The sequence below is a fragment of the Tolumonas auensis DSM 9187 genome, assembly GCF_000023065.1.
Lineage (GTDB): Bacteria > Pseudomonadota > Gammaproteobacteria > Enterobacterales > Aeromonadaceae > Tolumonas > Tolumonas auensis.
Genome location: NC_012691.1, coordinates 1,103,260 through 1,117,848 on the forward strand (window position 1 = coordinate 1,103,260; position 14,589 = coordinate 1,117,848).

11 protein-coding genes are annotated in these 14,589 nt (G+C 49.1%); 7 read left to right on the top strand and 4 right to left on the bottom strand.

Translation table 11 applies throughout. From position 1 onward, the window contains the following. Window positions 1-58: 58 nt before the first annotated feature. Together pyk and TOLA_RS05250 are read right to left on the bottom strand one after the other, a co-directional pair. Window positions 59-1,498, bottom strand: coding sequence for a pyruvate kinase (gene pyk / locus TOLA_RS05245; protein WP_012729245.1), 1,440 nt, complete (start codon window positions 1,496-1,498; stop codon window positions 59-61). Between the two features lie 194 nt (window positions 1,499-1,692). After that, window positions 1,693-2,544, bottom strand: a complete 852-nt coding sequence (locus TOLA_RS05250; protein ID WP_012729246.1) for a MurR/RpiR family transcriptional regulator — start codon at window positions 2,542-2,544, stop codon at window positions 1,693-1,695. Between the two features lie 242 nt (window positions 2,545-2,786). Here TOLA_RS05250 and glk point away from each other — a divergent pair, with 242 nt between their 5' ends. Continuing rightward, on the top strand, window positions 2,787-3,752 hold the full coding sequence (gene glk / locus TOLA_RS05255) for a glucokinase (protein WP_012729247.1): 966 nt from the start codon (window positions 2,787-2,789) through the stop codon (window positions 3,750-3,752). A 73-nt stretch (window positions 3,753-3,825) separates the two neighbouring features. On the opposite strand, the gene olsF is transcribed toward glk, so the two are convergent. Next, window positions 3,826-5,556: a bifunctional ornithine lipid synthase OlsF gene (gene olsF / locus TOLA_RS05260; protein ID WP_012729248.1), complete on the bottom strand. Its 1,731-nt coding sequence runs from the start codon at window positions 5,554-5,556 to the stop codon at window positions 3,826-3,828. Between the two features lie 202 nt (window positions 5,557-5,758). On the opposite strand from olsF, the gene TOLA_RS05265 reads away from it, so the two are divergent. From TOLA_RS05265 to rhtA, 6 genes are all read left to right on the top strand, one after another. After that, window positions 5,759-6,562, top strand: coding sequence for a M48 family metallopeptidase (locus TOLA_RS05265; protein ID WP_012729249.1), 804 nt, complete (start codon window positions 5,759-5,761; stop codon window positions 6,560-6,562). Between the two features lie 60 nt (window positions 6,563-6,622). Beyond that, complete coding sequence (gene bamJ, locus TOLA_RS05270; RefSeq protein WP_012729250.1) at window positions 6,623-7,237, top strand: BamJ family beta-barrel-assembly machinery protein; 615 nt, start codon at window positions 6,623-6,625, stop codon at window positions 7,235-7,237. A gap of 94 nt (window positions 7,238-7,331) precedes the next feature. Further along, window positions 7,332-8,144, top strand: coding sequence for a 4-hydroxy-tetrahydrodipicolinate reductase (gene dapB, locus TOLA_RS05275; RefSeq protein ID WP_012729251.1), 813 nt, complete (start codon window positions 7,332-7,334; stop codon window positions 8,142-8,144). Between the two features lie 402 nt (window positions 8,145-8,546). Continuing rightward, a complete protein-coding gene (gene carA / locus TOLA_RS05280) occupies window positions 8,547-9,677 on the top strand; it encodes a glutamine-hydrolyzing carbamoyl-phosphate synthase small subunit (protein ID WP_012729252.1) in 1,131 nt (376 codons plus the stop codon). 18 nt (window positions 9,678-9,695) lie between these two features. Then, a complete protein-coding gene (carB, locus tag TOLA_RS05285) occupies window positions 9,696-12,923 on the top strand; it encodes a carbamoyl-phosphate synthase large subunit (RefSeq protein WP_012729253.1) in 3,228 nt (1,075 codons plus the stop codon). 64 nt (window positions 12,924-12,987) lie between these two features. Then, window positions 12,988-13,851 carry a threonine/homoserine exporter RhtA gene (rhtA, locus tag TOLA_RS05290; RefSeq protein WP_012729254.1) on the top strand — a complete coding sequence of 288 codons (864 nt, stop codon included), beginning with the start codon at window positions 12,988-12,990 and terminating at the stop codon, window positions 13,849-13,851. A 41-nt stretch (window positions 13,852-13,892) separates the two neighbouring features. Here the strand turns inward: rhtA and TOLA_RS05295 are convergent, their stop codons facing one another. Continuing rightward, window positions 13,893-14,477 (bottom strand): hypothetical protein, encoded by a 585-nt coding sequence (locus TOLA_RS05295; RefSeq protein WP_012729255.1) that lies wholly within the window; start codon window positions 14,475-14,477, stop codon window positions 13,893-13,895. Window positions 14,478-14,589: the final 112 nt, after the last annotated feature.

The window sequence follows — 14,589 nt, forward strand, 5'->3', positions numbered from 1 at the left end:
AAGCAATATAACAATAACGCCGGCATATGCCGGCGTTATCAGATCCAGGTCGCAGCGATTATTCTACGATCATCATCTTGCAGGTGTTGGTACCACCGATACTTTCAATTTTGTCACCATAAGTCATCAGAATCAGATCGCCTGATTTCAGATAGCCACGGCTTTTCAGCTCGGAAATCGCATCACGGCAGTTCTGGATAACCGGCTGTGATTCATCTGCATCAAAGTATACCGGAGTAACACCACGGTACAGAGAACACCAGTTCAGCGTCTGTTGATGACGTGACAGTGCGAAAATTGGCAGACCTGAGCTTAAACGGGACATCAGCAGCGGCGTGGTGCCTGACTCAGTCATCGCGATAATGCCTTTTACACCTTGCATGTGGTTAGCTGCATACATGGTGCTCATAGCAACTGTTTCTTCAACAGTATCAAAAGTATGAGTCATACGGTGGTTAGACACGTTCACGCTTGGGTGTTTTTCGGCACCCAGACAAACGTTAGCCATCGCGGTAACAGTTTCAATCGGGAAATCACCGGCAGCAGTTTCAGCTGACAGCATGACCGCATCCGTACCATCCAGAACCGCGTTAGCTACGTCCATAACTTCAGCACGGGTTGGCATCGGTGCTTTGATCATCGATTCCATCATCTGAGTTGCAGTGATAACAACACGGTTCAGTTTACGTGCGGAACGGATCAGTTTTTTCTGAACGCCCATCAGCTCGGAGTCGCCGATTTCAACGCCCAGATCACCACGCGCTACCATCACCACATCAGAAGCCAGAATGATATCTTCCATCGCTTCGTCGGTAGCAACAGTTTCAGCACGTTCTACTTTGGCCACGATTTTGGCGTTGCAGCCGGCTTCACGCGCCAGTTCACGGGCATAGTTCAGGTCAGCACCATTACGCGGGAAAGATACTGCCAGATAATCAACCTGCATCAGCGCTGCAGTTTTGATGTCGGCTTTATCTTTTTCAGTCAGCGCCGGAGCAGACAGACCACCGCCTTTTTTGTTGATACCTTTGTTGTTAGACAGCGGGCCACCAACGGTCACGGTAGTGAAAATTTTGCTGCCTTCAACACTGTCTACTTTCAGCTGCACACGGCCATCGTCCAGTAACAAAATGTCACCGGCAACGACATCTTCAGGTAGTTTTTTATAGTCGATACCGACTTGTTCCTGAGTACCATCACCTTTACCCAAGTTCGCATCCAGCAGAAATTTGTCGCCCACTTTCAACATAATTTTGTTGTCTTTGAACGTAGATACGCGGATTTTCGGGCCTTGCAGGTCACCCAGAATCGCTACTGATTTACCCAGACGGGCAGCCAGTGCGCGGATCTCTTTGGCACGGGCAATATGATCTTCAGCCGTACCGTGAGAGAAGTTCATGCGCACCATGTTGGCACCGGCTTCCAGAATCCCTTCCAGCACGCCTTCGCGGTCAGTTGCCGGACCTAATGTGGTCACGATTTTGGTTCTTCTTAACATCTTCAGCTCCATGAGTTAGTTATAAATATAGTCAATAACAGAAAACGGAAATTAATATGAAAAAAGTGACCTGCAATAAATGTGCGAGAATGTAAGTTGTAGGAACATTACAGGCCAGTTGTGTCATTTCGATGATACGAAACGACACATTTTGATACATGATGAGGGCATGATGCGGGATATAGGAGATGATTTCACTGATGCAGTGATTCAAAGCGGGAATCTTTTATCCCTTCTTTGACCTTCTTCAAATTTTCGCGAAATTTTACGCCTCGGCGTAATGTAAATCCGGTCGCTAAGACATCAATTAATGCCAGTTGTGCGATACGCGAAGCCATTGGCAGATAGACATCAGTGTCTTCCGGCACATCCATTGATAACACCAGATTACATTGGGCGGCTAATGGGGAATCCTGTGCCGTAATACCTATCACCGTTGCATCATTGTGGCGCGCCAGTGCTGCAATTTCGACCAGTGCTTTGGTGCGGCCGGTATGCGAGATCACGACAACGACATCACCGTCACTGCTATTAATACAGCTCATCCGCATCATGACGATGTCATCAAAACAGACAACAGGAATGTTAAAACGGAAGAATTTATTCAAGGCATCATGGGCTACGGCTGATGATGCCCCCAGACCAAAAAACGATATTTTTTTTGCCTGCGTGAGTAAATCAACACACCGGTTAACTGCGGTGGTATCCAGGCTGTTTTTGGCTACTTCCAGACAGGCAATTGTCGATTCAAATATCTTCGCGGTATATTCGTCCGGCGTGTCATGTTCTTCGACATGCAGATTCACATACGGCGTGCCATTAGCGAGGCTCTGTGCCAGATGCAGCTTGAAATCGGGGAAGCCTTTTGTGTCGAGACGACGACAAAACCGGTTAACTGTTGGTTCACTGACATCCGCCATTTTGGCGAGCGTAGCAATGCTGGAATGAATCGCGACTTGAGGCGAATGTAGAATCACTTCGGCGACTTTACGCTCTGATTTACTGAAATGTTCCAGATGTTTAGTGATTTTTTCCAGTGTATTCATGCTTAGTGATCCAGCTCGCAGCGAAGAATGTTGGTTAGTTGTTATTAATGTTAAAGGTAACAGATAACATCAGCATACACAGCAAAATGTAGGAAAAAAACTACATTTATTGATCAAAACCCTGATGCTGTGATCCGTCTGGTGTTTTCCGGGTCTGACAATATGTAGACTAGTGATCATTGAAAGTAATCTATTGTAACTATATCTATATTCCGACATTGGTGATTTTTGGGGAGATTATGATGGCTGAACAAGTTCTGGTGGGCGATGTTGGTGGTACAAATGCTCGTCTGGCGTTGTGTAGTTTGCAGGATGGTAGCTTATCGCACATCAAAAACTATTCCGGTGCGGAATATCCGTCACTTGAGGCGGTGATCCGGGTTTATCTGGAAGAAACGGCTGCTAAAGTTTCCAGTGCATGTATCGCGATTGCCTGCCCGATTACAGGTGACTGGGTGGCGATGACTAACCATACCTGGGCATTCTCTCAAAGCGAAATGCAGCAAAATCTGGGGCTGCAACACCTTTCTATCATCAATGATTTCACCGCTATCTCTATGGCTATCCCGGCGCTGAAAGATGAAGACAAAATTCAGTTCGGTGGTGAGGCTGCACAGGCCGGTAAGCCTATCGCTGTCTACGGTGCCGGTACTGGCCTGGGCGTAGCGCATCTGGTTCATAGCGGAGAAGCCTGGATGAGCTTGCCGGGCGAGGGTGGTCATGTCGATTTTGCACCTAACAGCACTGAAGAAGTCATGGTGCTGGAAGCATTGCGTGAAGAACTGGGCCATGTGTCTGCTGAACGTCTGTTATCGGGTCCGGGTCTGGTCAATATCTATCGTGGCTTGGTTCTGTCAGATGACCGTGTACCGGAAAATCTGCAGCCGAAAGATGTGACTGAGCGTGCACTGGCGGATGAAGATATCGACTGTCGTCGTGCGCTGAGCCTGTTCTGTGTGCTGATGGGCCGTTTCGGCGGTAACCTGGCGCTGAACCTGGGCACCTTCGGTGGTGTCTATATCGCCGGTGGTATCGTACCGCGCTTCCTGGAATTCTTTAAAGCATCCGGCTTCCGCGTTGCGTTTGAAGATAAAGGCCGTTTCCACTCTTATCTGGAACCGATCCCGGTATTTTTGATCACGCATGAACAACCGGGCCTGCTGGGTTCTGGTGCTTACTTACGTCAGAAACTGGGTTACAAACTCTGATTCGGATAAGTAAGCCGCTAATAAAACGCCCCGGTTCCGGGGCGTTCTGCTTTTCAGTCATAACAAATGTGGATCATGCGCTGGCAGCAGGTGTGGTATCGGCATGCGGAAGGTGACAGTCAATATAGCGCTGGCGCTTGTTCTGTTTCATCTTATGTACATCGACCAGTACCAGACCATCAACGCAGTTACCAAAATCAGGATCGATACCGAAATCCAGGAACTGCACGCCACCCGGTTCGCATAATTCGGAATACTGCTTATATAGAGTAGGGATACCGCAACCCAGATTATCCAGCATGGATTTCAGTATGCCTAAATCCTGCTGATAATCCTGTCCGATGAACTGACCTGCAATTTCCAGCGAACCATTCGCATAAGGCTGGCGTGAACGAGCCAGTGGCCAGCGCGGACTGAAATGCAGTTTGTAAAATGCAACCAGCAGATCACGCGCCGGTGCCGGCAGACTGGCAGACATCGATACCGGTCCGAACAGATAACGGTATTGCGGATTTTGCGCCAGGAATGCGCCGATACCCTGCCACAGATAATCCAGACTGCGTTTGCCCCAGTAGCGTGGCTGAATAAAACTGCGTCCGAGTTCAATGCCCTGATCAAGAATATGCGCCATCGCGGTGTCGTAATGAAACAGGCTGTAGCTGTACAACCCACGGTGTCCTTTCCGCTCCAGCTGTTCGCGGGTTGGCATAAAACGATAGGCACCGACAATTTCCAGCTCTTTGTTATCCCAAAGCAACAAATGATAGTAATCATCATCATACCCATCGAGATCCCGGCGCTGTCCGGTACCTTCCCCCACGGCCCGGAAAGCAATTTCCCGCAACCGTCCCAGCTCTTTCAGAATAACCGAGGAAGGTGACTGTTCACGGCGATACAGACAGATATGTTTTCCATCCGGTGTTGTTCCCAAAGGCTGACACTCTTCGACTGCTTTTTTCAGTTTGACCCGGTCTTCAGGTAATGCAATCGGCGCTTCAGTCGTCAGAATGCCGGATTTCCCTTTTCCCAGACGGTAAAGATGTTTTCGGAATAGTTTGGCCAGTGCCTTTCCGGTCACTGGTAATTTAGACCACTCACTGAAAGGGATCCGGGCACCGATACGCACCTTTATATGTCCCTTGCGCTGATACATCATTTCACGTACCAGCAGTAACGTTGACAGCGGCTTGCATACTAAAGATGCACCGTAGAATAGCCATGAGTTATGACCGGAGATATGAATCGGGACAATGGGTGCCCGGTGCTGGGTTGCTAACCGGAGGAATCCATTATTCCACCTGCCGTCGCGGACACCGTGCAGATGCAGCCGTGAAACTTCACCTGCCGGGAATACGATCAACGCTTTGCCTTTACCCAGATGATCATGAATCGCTGCGATCTGCTGACGCTGCGTATTGCCATTCATGTTATCAACCGGCAGTAACAACTCTTCCAGCGGTTTGATTTGATTCAGTAATTGGTTGGCGATGATTTTGACATCACTGCGGACACGGGAAATGATCTGTAATAACGCCAGACCATCCAGCGAACCAATCGGGTGATTAGCAACAATGACTACCGGACCCTGCGCCGGAATATGTTCCAGTTCATCTTCACAGACATCGCAGGCAAAGGATAAGTAGCGCAGCCCCTGTTCGATAAAATCCAGTCCGTGCAAGTTCGGATAACGTTCTCCGAAACGCTGAAACTCTTTCTCACACAGCAGATAGCGCAGGAAGGGCTTGTACCAGCGCGGAACTGGTTTGGAAATGTGGGTCGAGAGTAATTCGTCGACAGTAAACATCAGGCAAACTCCATTTAATCCGGATTACCTCAGTTTTTACCGGCGCAATGAAGCTTCTGTGGCGGTTCCTTGACGTTTTAATGACAGCGGTAATAGCGGACTGAAATTATCTTTTGCCAGTCTCTGTGAAGGTGTTGTGTTATACCGCCGATGCTCTAAGATTTACACGATTTTACCAATCCTGTGTGAGTTCGGGGCTTATATGAAAAAACGATGGGTTTCTGCTGTTGCACTTTGTTTACTGACTGCCTGTGCTGTTTCTCCAACCGGGCGTAAACAATTGTTGTTAATGGGAAATAATGATATTTCGCAAATGGGGCTCTCTTCCTTTCAGCAAATAAAACAAAAAGAAAAAGTCTCGACTGATCCGCGACTAAATCAATATGTGCAATGTGTCGCTCAGGCGGTCACCCGGGTCATTCCGGCACAGTATGCAGCCAATAATCCGGGGCAGTGGGAAGTCGTCGTATTTGATTCTGACGATGTGAACGCATTTGCATTACCTGGCGGGCGCATCGGTGTTTATACCGGCTTGCTGAAAGTGGCAAAAAATCAGGATCAGCTGGCCGCGGTTATCAGCCATGAAGTATCACATGTGCTGGCGCAGCACTCCAACGAACGACTGTCACAAAGTCAGGTCGCTAATATCGGGATGGCTGCCGCCGATCAGGTTCTGCAAAACACGACGACCAGAGCGCCGGCGATGGCGGCATTAGGTCTGGGAGTTCAGTATGGGGTATTAATGCCATACAGCCGGGCACATGAAACCGAGGCGGATGTGCTGGGTATGCAACTGATGGCAATGGCCGGATTTAATCCGCAGGAGTCGGTTAATCTCTGGTACAGCATGGCAGCGAACGGCAAGGGTAAGCAGTCTCTCGAGATATTATCAACGCATCCGTCAGACCAGACCCGTATCAAGCAGCTGAATGCAATACTCCCTCAGGTTCAGCCGGTATATGAGCAGGCAAAAGCGGCCGGAGTTCATCCGCAATGTGCCGGATAGGGTTCAGTAAAAGTAACGGGTCTGTTAACATGCGGGCTTTGTGATAATCGCGGAGTGTTTATGTCTAAGTTTCAAACAACCGAACAGCAAGCCTGTTACGGTATTGGCCGTCAGATCGGTCAGCAATTAACTGAGCAGTCTTTTGATGGCTTCGATCTGTCTGCTGTGCAGCAAGGTATTGAAGATGCAATCAACAATGCACCTTTTGCTGTGGATCATGAGCAGATCGGTGAAGCATTCCGCATTCTGAACGAAAGAATGGCTACTGAAGAAGCTGCACGCGCTGAAACCATGAAAGCGGGTGGTGTTGCTTTCCTGGCTGAAAATGCAAAACGCCCTGAAGTTAAAGTAACTGCATCAGGTCTGCAATACGAAGTACTGGTTGCTGGTTCAGGCAAACAGCCTTCACCTGCTGACAAAGTGCGTGTGCATTACCACGGTACTTTCACCGACGGTAAAGTGTTCGACAGCTCTGTTCAGCGTGGTCAGCCTGCTGAATTCCCGGTTGGCGGCGTGATCGCTGGTTGGGTTGAAGCTCTGCCTATGATGTCAGAAGGCGCGAAATGGAAACTGTTCATTCCGCACGATCTGGCCTATGGCGAACGTGGTGCTGGTTCAATTCCACCGTTCTCAACGCTGGTTTTTGAAGTAGAATTACTGAACGTATTGGCGTAAGCCGGAAAAAGGCCAGTCATCTGGCCTTTTTTGTATCTGAAAAACCATATCTGCTGATAAATAACAGCAGGTCAGAAATAGAATGAGGAACAAGATGACCGCTCCGATTCGTATTGCATTGATGGGCTGTCAGGGCCGTATGGGCAAGGCCTTGCTGGAAGCAATTCGTGCCAATGAACAGGTAACGCTGGGAACGGCATTAGAGCGTCCGGGTTCAACCGTTATTGGTCTGGATGTGGGTGATCTGAATGGTCTGGGCGCCATGAATGTTTTGATCGCCGACGATCTGGAAAAGGTAAAAGATCAGTTTGATGTCATCATCGACTTCACCCGCCCGGAAGTGACGCTGAAAAATCTGGCGTTTGCCGTTGCTAACAACAAACGCATTGTTATCGGTACGACAGGCTTTGATGATGCTGGTAAAGCAGCAATTAATGAAGCTGCAAAGAAAATCGGTATCGTGTTTGCCTCTAACTTCAGTGTTGGCGTGAACCTGGTATTCAAGCTGCTGGAACAGGCGGCGAAAGTAATGGGTGATTACACTGACATCGAAATCATCGAAGGTCATCACCGTCATAAAGTAGACGCGCCATCAGGCACCGCACTCAGTATGGGTGAAGTGGTAGCCAAAACGCTGGGCCGTGATCTGAAACAGTGTGCAGTCTATGGCCGTGAAGGCATCACTGGTGAACGCGATCGCAATACTATCGGTTTTGCGACTATCCGTGCCGGTGATCTGGTGGGTGAACATACCGTGATGTTTGCTGATATCGGCGAGCGTGTTGAGATTACGCACAAGGCATCCAGTCGTCTGACGTTTGCAAATGGAGCTGTTCGTGCTGCAAACTGGTTAAAAGATCAACCTTGTGGTCTTTTCGATATGCAGGATGTATTAAACCTCAAATAAAACCGCCGCCGGCGGTTTTATTTTGCCATTTACTTTGTAAGGTTTGTTTTTATCAAGTCCTTTAATTGCTGGGCTTTTGTTGTATTTTTTCTTTTTATTGGCGTTTAGCTCTATTTTTTCGCTAAGACTCTTATTTTATGACCTCATTTTTTCATAAATGTCGCTGTTTTCATTTTTAGTGATATTTTATGCTTATCGTATGCATTATTTTTCATTCTGTTTTTTCCTGATGTTGGCTTCTCAATTTATTTCAGGTAGAATGCCGTCAATTTGCCTGAGGTTAGTTTGTAAAACGGCGTTTTTAGCCAGACAACGAACCACAGGGAATAAAATCACCCCTTCAGTGTGCAGGAAATATACTGATCGGGGTACAAGCATAAATTTAATGACTTGGAGGTCGTCTTGACTCATTCTGCCCTGTTAGTGTTGGAAGATGGGACGGTGTTTAAGGGTGTGTCGATTGGTGCTGAAGGCTGTTCAGTCGGGGAAGTTGTTTTTAATACTTCAATGACGGGATACCAGGAAATTCTGACCGATCCTTCTTATTGCCGCCAAATAGTAACACTGACTTATCCCCACATTGGTAACACTGGTACCAATTCTGAAGACGAAGAATCCCCCAATATTCATGCTCAAGGCCTCATCATTCGTGATCTGCCATTAGTTGCTTCTAACTTCCGTAATCAGGCTACTCTGTCTGACTATCTGAAAAAGCATAATGTTGTTGGTATAGCCGAAATTGATACTCGTAAACTGACGCGTATCCTGCGTGAAAAAGGCGCACAGGCTGGCTGTATCATCGCTGGTGGTGATCTGGACGAAGCGAAAGCACTGGCAGCAACCAAAGCCTTCCCTGGCCTGAAAGGCATGGATCTGGCGAAAGTGGTTAGCTGTACTGAAGCATACGAATGGACCGAAGGTTCATGGAAGCTGGGTCAGGGTCATACCAAGCCAGCTGAATATCCATTCCATGTCGTTGCTTACGATTTCGGTGTGAAACGTAATATTCTGCGTATGCTGGTGGATCGTGGTTGCCGCGTGACAGTCGTTCCGGCACAGACTCCGGCTGAAACCGTGCTGGCGATGAATCCGGACGGTGTATTCCTGTCAAACGGCCCTGGTGACCCTGAACCATGTGATTACGCAATCAGCGCAATCAAATCCTTCCTGGAAACTGATTTGCCGGTATTTGGTATCTGTTTAGGTCACCAGTTGCTGGCTCTGGCTTCCGGTGCGAAAACCATGAAAATGAAATTCGGCCACCATGGTGCCAACCATCCGGTTAAAGATCTGGATCGTAATGTCGTGATGATCACCAGCCAGAACCACGGTTTTGCAGCAGATGATACCGACATGCCAGCTAACCTGCGTGTGACGCATAAATCACTGTTCGACGGTTCTCTGCAGGGTATCCATCGCACGGACAAACCGGCATTCAGCTTCCAGGGTCACCCTGAAGCGAGCCCTGGTCCGCACGATGCAGCTCCGCTGTTCGACCATTTCATCGACTTGATCAAACAATACCGCGCATAACAGGAATAGGTAAGCGACATGCCAAAACGTACCGACTTAAAAAGTATTCTGATCCTGGGTGCAGGCCCAATTGTGATCGGTCAGGCTTGTGAATTCGACTATTCCGGTGCACAAGCTTGTAAAGCACTGCGTGAAGAGGGTTTCCGCGTCATTCTGGTGAACTCTAACCCTGCCACGATCATGACTGATCCTGAAATGGCCGATGCCACTTATATCGAGCCAATCACCTGGGAAGTAGTGCGTAAAATTATTGAAAAAGAGCGTCCGGATGCTGTTCTGCCTACCATGGGTGGTCAGACTGCACTGAACTGTGCACTGGATCTGGAACGTCACGGCGTACTGGCCGAGTTCGGCGTAGAAATGATCGGTGCGACTGCTGACGCAATTGATAAAGCAGAAGACCGTCGCCGTTTCGATCTGGCGATGCGTTCTATCGGTCTGGAATGTCCTCGTGCCGGTATCGCGCACAACATGGACGAAGCGTGGGACGTTCAGAAGACCGTTGGTTTCCCATGTATTATCCGTCCATCTTTCACCATGGGTGGTTCAGGCGGCGGTATCGCCTACAACCCGGAAGAGTTCGTTGAGATCTGTGAGCGTGGTCTGGATCTGTCTCCGACCAAAGAACTGCTGATCGACGAATCTCTGATCGGTTGGAAAGAGTACGAGATGGAAGTGGTGCGTGATCGTAACGATAACTGCATCATCGTTTGTTCCATCGAAAACTTTGACCCGATGGGTGTGCACACCGGTGACTCAATCACTGTTGCACCAGCTCAGACACTGACTGATAAAGAATATCAGCTGATGCGTAACGCCTCGATGGCGGTACTGCGTGAGATCGGTGTTGAAACCGGTGGTTCAAACGTACAGTTCGGTATCAACCCGGATGATGGCCGCATGGTAATCATCGAGATGAACCCGCGTGTATCCCGTTCATCAGCACTGGCATCTAAAGCGACCGGTTTCCCGATTGCAAAAATTGCTGCCAAGCTGGCGATTGGTTACACCCTGGATGAGCTGATGAACGACATCACTGGTGGTAAAACTCCAGCGTCTTTCGAACCATCTATCGACTACGTAGTAACCAAAGTTCCACGCTTCAACTTCGAGAAGTTTGCCGGTGCTAACGACCGTCTGACTACCCAGATGAAATCTGTGGGTGAAGTAATGGCGATTGGCCGTACCTTCCAGGAATCGCTGCAGAAAGCAATGCGTGGTCTGGAAATCGGCAGAACAGGTTTTGACCCGGTGATCGACGCTGATGCGGATGATGTGAAAGCAACTATCCGTCATGAACTGCAGAATCCGGGTGCGGATCGTCTGTGGTATGTGGCTGACGCATTCCGTGCCGGTATGTCACTGGAAGAGATTTTCAACGATACCAAGATTGATCCATGGTTCCTGATCCAGATTGAAGAACTGCTGAATCTGGAAGCTCAGGTTGCCGCTACCGGTCTGACTGGTATTGATGCAGACTTCATGCGTAAGCTGAAACGTAAAGGTTTCGCTGATGCACGTCTGGCAAAACTGCTGAACGTGAAAGAAGCTCAGGTTCGTGAACTGCGTTATCAGCACAAAGTGCTGCCGGTTTACAAACGTGTGGATACCTGTGCCGCGGAATTCTCGACCAACACTGCCTACATGTACTCTACCTATGAGGAAGAGTGTGAAGCAGCACCAACCAACAAAGACAAAATCATTGTTCTGGGTGGTGGTCCGAACCGTATCGGTCAGGGTATCGAATTCGATTATTGCTGTGTTCATGCGGCACTGGCGCTGCGCGAAGACGGTTATGAAACCATCATGGTTAACTGTAACCCTGAAACTGTTTCTACCGACTATGACACTTCCGATCGTCTGTATTTCGAACCAGTGACACTGGAAGACGTGCTGGAAATCGTACGCATTGAGAAGCCAAAAGGCGTGATCGTGCAGTACGGTGGTCAGACTCCGCTGAAATTGTCCCGTGCACTGGAAGCTGCCGGCGTACCAATCATTGGTACCAGCCCGGATGCGATTGACCGTGCCGAAGACCGTGAGCGTTTCCAGCAGGCGGTTGAACGTCTGGGCCTGAAACAGCCACAGAACACCACTGTGACTGCGATGGAACAAGCGGTTGAGAAAGCGAAAGAAATCGGTTATCCGCTGGTAGTTCGTCCGTCCTATGTACTGGGTGGCCGCGCAATGGAAATCGTTTCTGACGAAATCGACCTGCGTCGTTATTTCAACGAAGCAGTCAGCGTTTCTAACGAATCGCCGGTATTGCTGGATCACTTCCTGGATAACGCAATTGAACTGGACGTAGATGCAATCTGCGACGGCGAAGTTGTCGTGATCGGTGGTGTGATGGAACACATTGAACAATGTGGTATCCACTCCGGTGACTCAGGCTGTTCATTGCCACCTTACTCGCTGAAAGCCGATGTTCTGGCTGAGATCCGCGAACAGGTTCGCAAGCTGGCCATGGAACTGAAAGTCGTTGGTCTGATGAACGTACAGTTCGCAGTTAAAGACGATGTTATTTACCTGATTGAGGTAAATCCGCGTGCTGCACGTACTGTACCGTTCGTATCGAAAGCGACCGGTGCGCCACTGGCGAAGATTGCTGCCCGTGTCATGGCGGGTCAGTCTCTGGCTCAGCAAGGTTTCACTAAAGAAATCATTCCACCTTACTTCTCTGTAAAAGAAGTAGTGCTGCCATTCAACAAGTTCCCGGGTGTTGACCCGCTGCTTGGCCCTGAAATGCGCTCTACCGGTGAAGTAATGGGTGTGGGTGATACTTTCGCTGAAGCGTATGCCAAAGCACAGCTGGGTACTGGTAAAGGCTTGCCGAAATCAGGTCGTGCACTGCTGTCTGTCCGTGGCGGCGACAAGCAACGCGCTGTGGAACTGGCGGCTGCACTGATCAAGGCTGGTTTTGAGCTGGATGCGACATCAGGTACTTCTGATGCGCTGACCGCAGCAGGCATTGTTAACCGTAAGGTAAACAAAGTGTCTGAAGGCCGTCCGCACATTCTGGATCGTATCAAGAATGGCGAATACACCTTTATCGTGAACACTGTTGAAGGTCGTGTGGCGATTGCTGACTCTAAACAACTGCGTCGCGGCGCACTGCAGCACAAAGTGTCTTACACTACGACACTGAACGCCGGTTTTGCTTCTTGTCTGGGTATGGCGATTGATGAAACCGCCAACGTAAGTTCAGTACAAGAGCTGCATAAACGCGTTAAAGAAAGCATGTAATTCTGCTGTAACTGCTTAATAATAGAGGCCCGCACTATGCGGGCTTTTTTTTTAAGGTTTTTTGATGTCTTCCTCGTCTGATCGTTCATCAGTTCTGCTGCCTGTCTTTTTGATCATCATTGCAATGATTTCGGTGCAAAGCGGGGCATCGATGGCAAAAATGCTGTTTCCGCTGGTCGGTGCGGAAGGCGCAACATCGTTACGCTTAATGATTGGGGCGATCGCTCTTGCACTGTTTTATAAACCCTGGCGTACGCGGCTTGTTCCGGGCAATATCGGGCCTCTGCTGATTTATGGCGTTGTGCTGGGCGGCATGAACTATCTGTTCTATCAGTCTATCCGGACATTGCCACTTGGCGTGGCAGTCGCATTTGAATTCACTGGCCCCCTGGCGGTTGCGATCTTTTCATCCCGGCGGGCTGTCGATTTTCTATGGATAGTTTTAGCCATGTCGGGTCTGGCTCTGCTGCTGCCGATCGGTCATTCGATGTCGGATATTGATATTCCCGGTGCGTTATACGCGCTGGCTGCAGGCGGTTGCTGGGCGCTGTATATCATCTTTGGTAAAAAATCAGGGATGAAAAACGGGCCAACCACGGTGGCACTGGGTGTTGGTATTGCCACTGTCTGTTTTGCGCCGATCGGTGTTTGGCAGAATGGAATGGCGTTGCTGTCGCCGGATGTATTACCACTGGCGCTGGGGGTTGGCATCTTATCGACCGCGTTACCGTTTTCACTCGAAATGATGGCGCTGACCAGGATTCCCGCACGTACATTTGGCACGTTGATGAGTCTGGAACCTGCCGTCGGCGCACTCTCTGGCATGATCATTCTTGGTGAGCGGCTGACGTTGTTAGAATGGGGTGCATTGGGTGCGGTTGTGGTTGCGTCGGCAGGGGCGACATTAACCATTAAGACGAACAAATAATAAAGCCTGCGCATGCAGGCTTTATCGTTTATCCGGTTTACTTACAGATTATTCAGATCCTGAATTGCATCAAGTACCAGTCCTGTTCCGACGGCAATCAGCAGTATGTCACTGGCGACCCGGACGTATTTCTGACCTTCCGGCGGGATACCCAGGCTGATAACAACCTGCGGTGGCAAATCATAATAGATCACGTCACTTGGCAGCGGATGGCCGTAACGCCATTTTTTCGCTTGTCCGGGAGGCTGACAGCCATTGTTCTTTTTGGCTAAACCGGGCGGGCAGTGTCCGGAGTGGTAGCTGTCACTATAATATTGCCGGATCACATCGCGGTGATGGTCTCCAAAATAGATACTGATACGGGGATCATAAGTCTGTGACGTTTGCACATGCTTAGTCTGAACATTTTGGGTTTGTACCCTGTGTGTTTCTTTGGCAGGCGATTGTTTTTTGTTCACTTCCTGTGATTGCTTTCTGTTCACTTCCTGCGTTTTTTGTGGCTTACCGCTACCTTGACCATTGCCGTTATCTTTCCATTCCGGCTTTTCAGCAAAGGCCGGATTAGCAACGAAGATCCCGGCGACAAGCATAGAGAGGATCGTTTTTCTATTCAGGGAGTATCGCATCTACTTATCTCCAATCATCAGAATTGTTAGCTATCCTGCGCGTTATTATTCCATCTGAACTCAAAGAGCTGCATGCCGATAATATCGACTGTCACTAATTTAATATAGTTGA

Excerpts from the sequence above, each read along its gene's own strand:
- pyk (WP_012729245.1), bottom strand. The coding sequence starts at position 1,498 with ATGTTAAGAAGAACCAAAATCGTGACCACATTAGGTCCGGCAACTGAC.
- TOLA_RS05250 (WP_012729246.1), bottom strand. The coding sequence starts at position 2,544 with ATGAATACACTGGAAAAAATCACTAAACATCTGGAACATTTCAGTAAA.
- glk (WP_012729247.1), top strand. The coding sequence starts at position 2,787 with ATGGCTGAACAAGTTCTGGTGGGCGATGTTGGTGGTACAAATGCTCGT.
- olsF (WP_012729248.1), bottom strand. The coding sequence starts at position 5,556 with ATGTTTACTGTCGACGAATTACTCTCGACCCACATTTCCAAACCAGTT.
- TOLA_RS05265 (WP_012729249.1), top strand. The coding sequence starts at position 5,759 with ATGAAAAAACGATGGGTTTCTGCTGTTGCACTTTGTTTACTGACTGCC.
- bamJ (WP_012729250.1), top strand. The coding sequence starts at position 6,623 with ATGTCTAAGTTTCAAACAACCGAACAGCAAGCCTGTTACGGTATTGGC.
- dapB (WP_012729251.1), top strand. The coding sequence starts at position 7,332 with ATGACCGCTCCGATTCGTATTGCATTGATGGGCTGTCAGGGCCGTATG.
- carB (WP_012729253.1), top strand. The coding sequence starts at position 9,696 with ATGCCAAAACGTACCGACTTAAAAAGTATTCTGATCCTGGGTGCAGGC.
- rhtA (WP_012729254.1), top strand. The coding sequence starts at position 12,988 with ATGTCTTCCTCGTCTGATCGTTCATCAGTTCTGCTGCCTGTCTTTTTG.
- TOLA_RS05295 (WP_012729255.1), bottom strand. The coding sequence starts at position 14,477 with ATGCGATACTCCCTGAATAGAAAAACGATCCTCTCTATGCTTGTCGCC.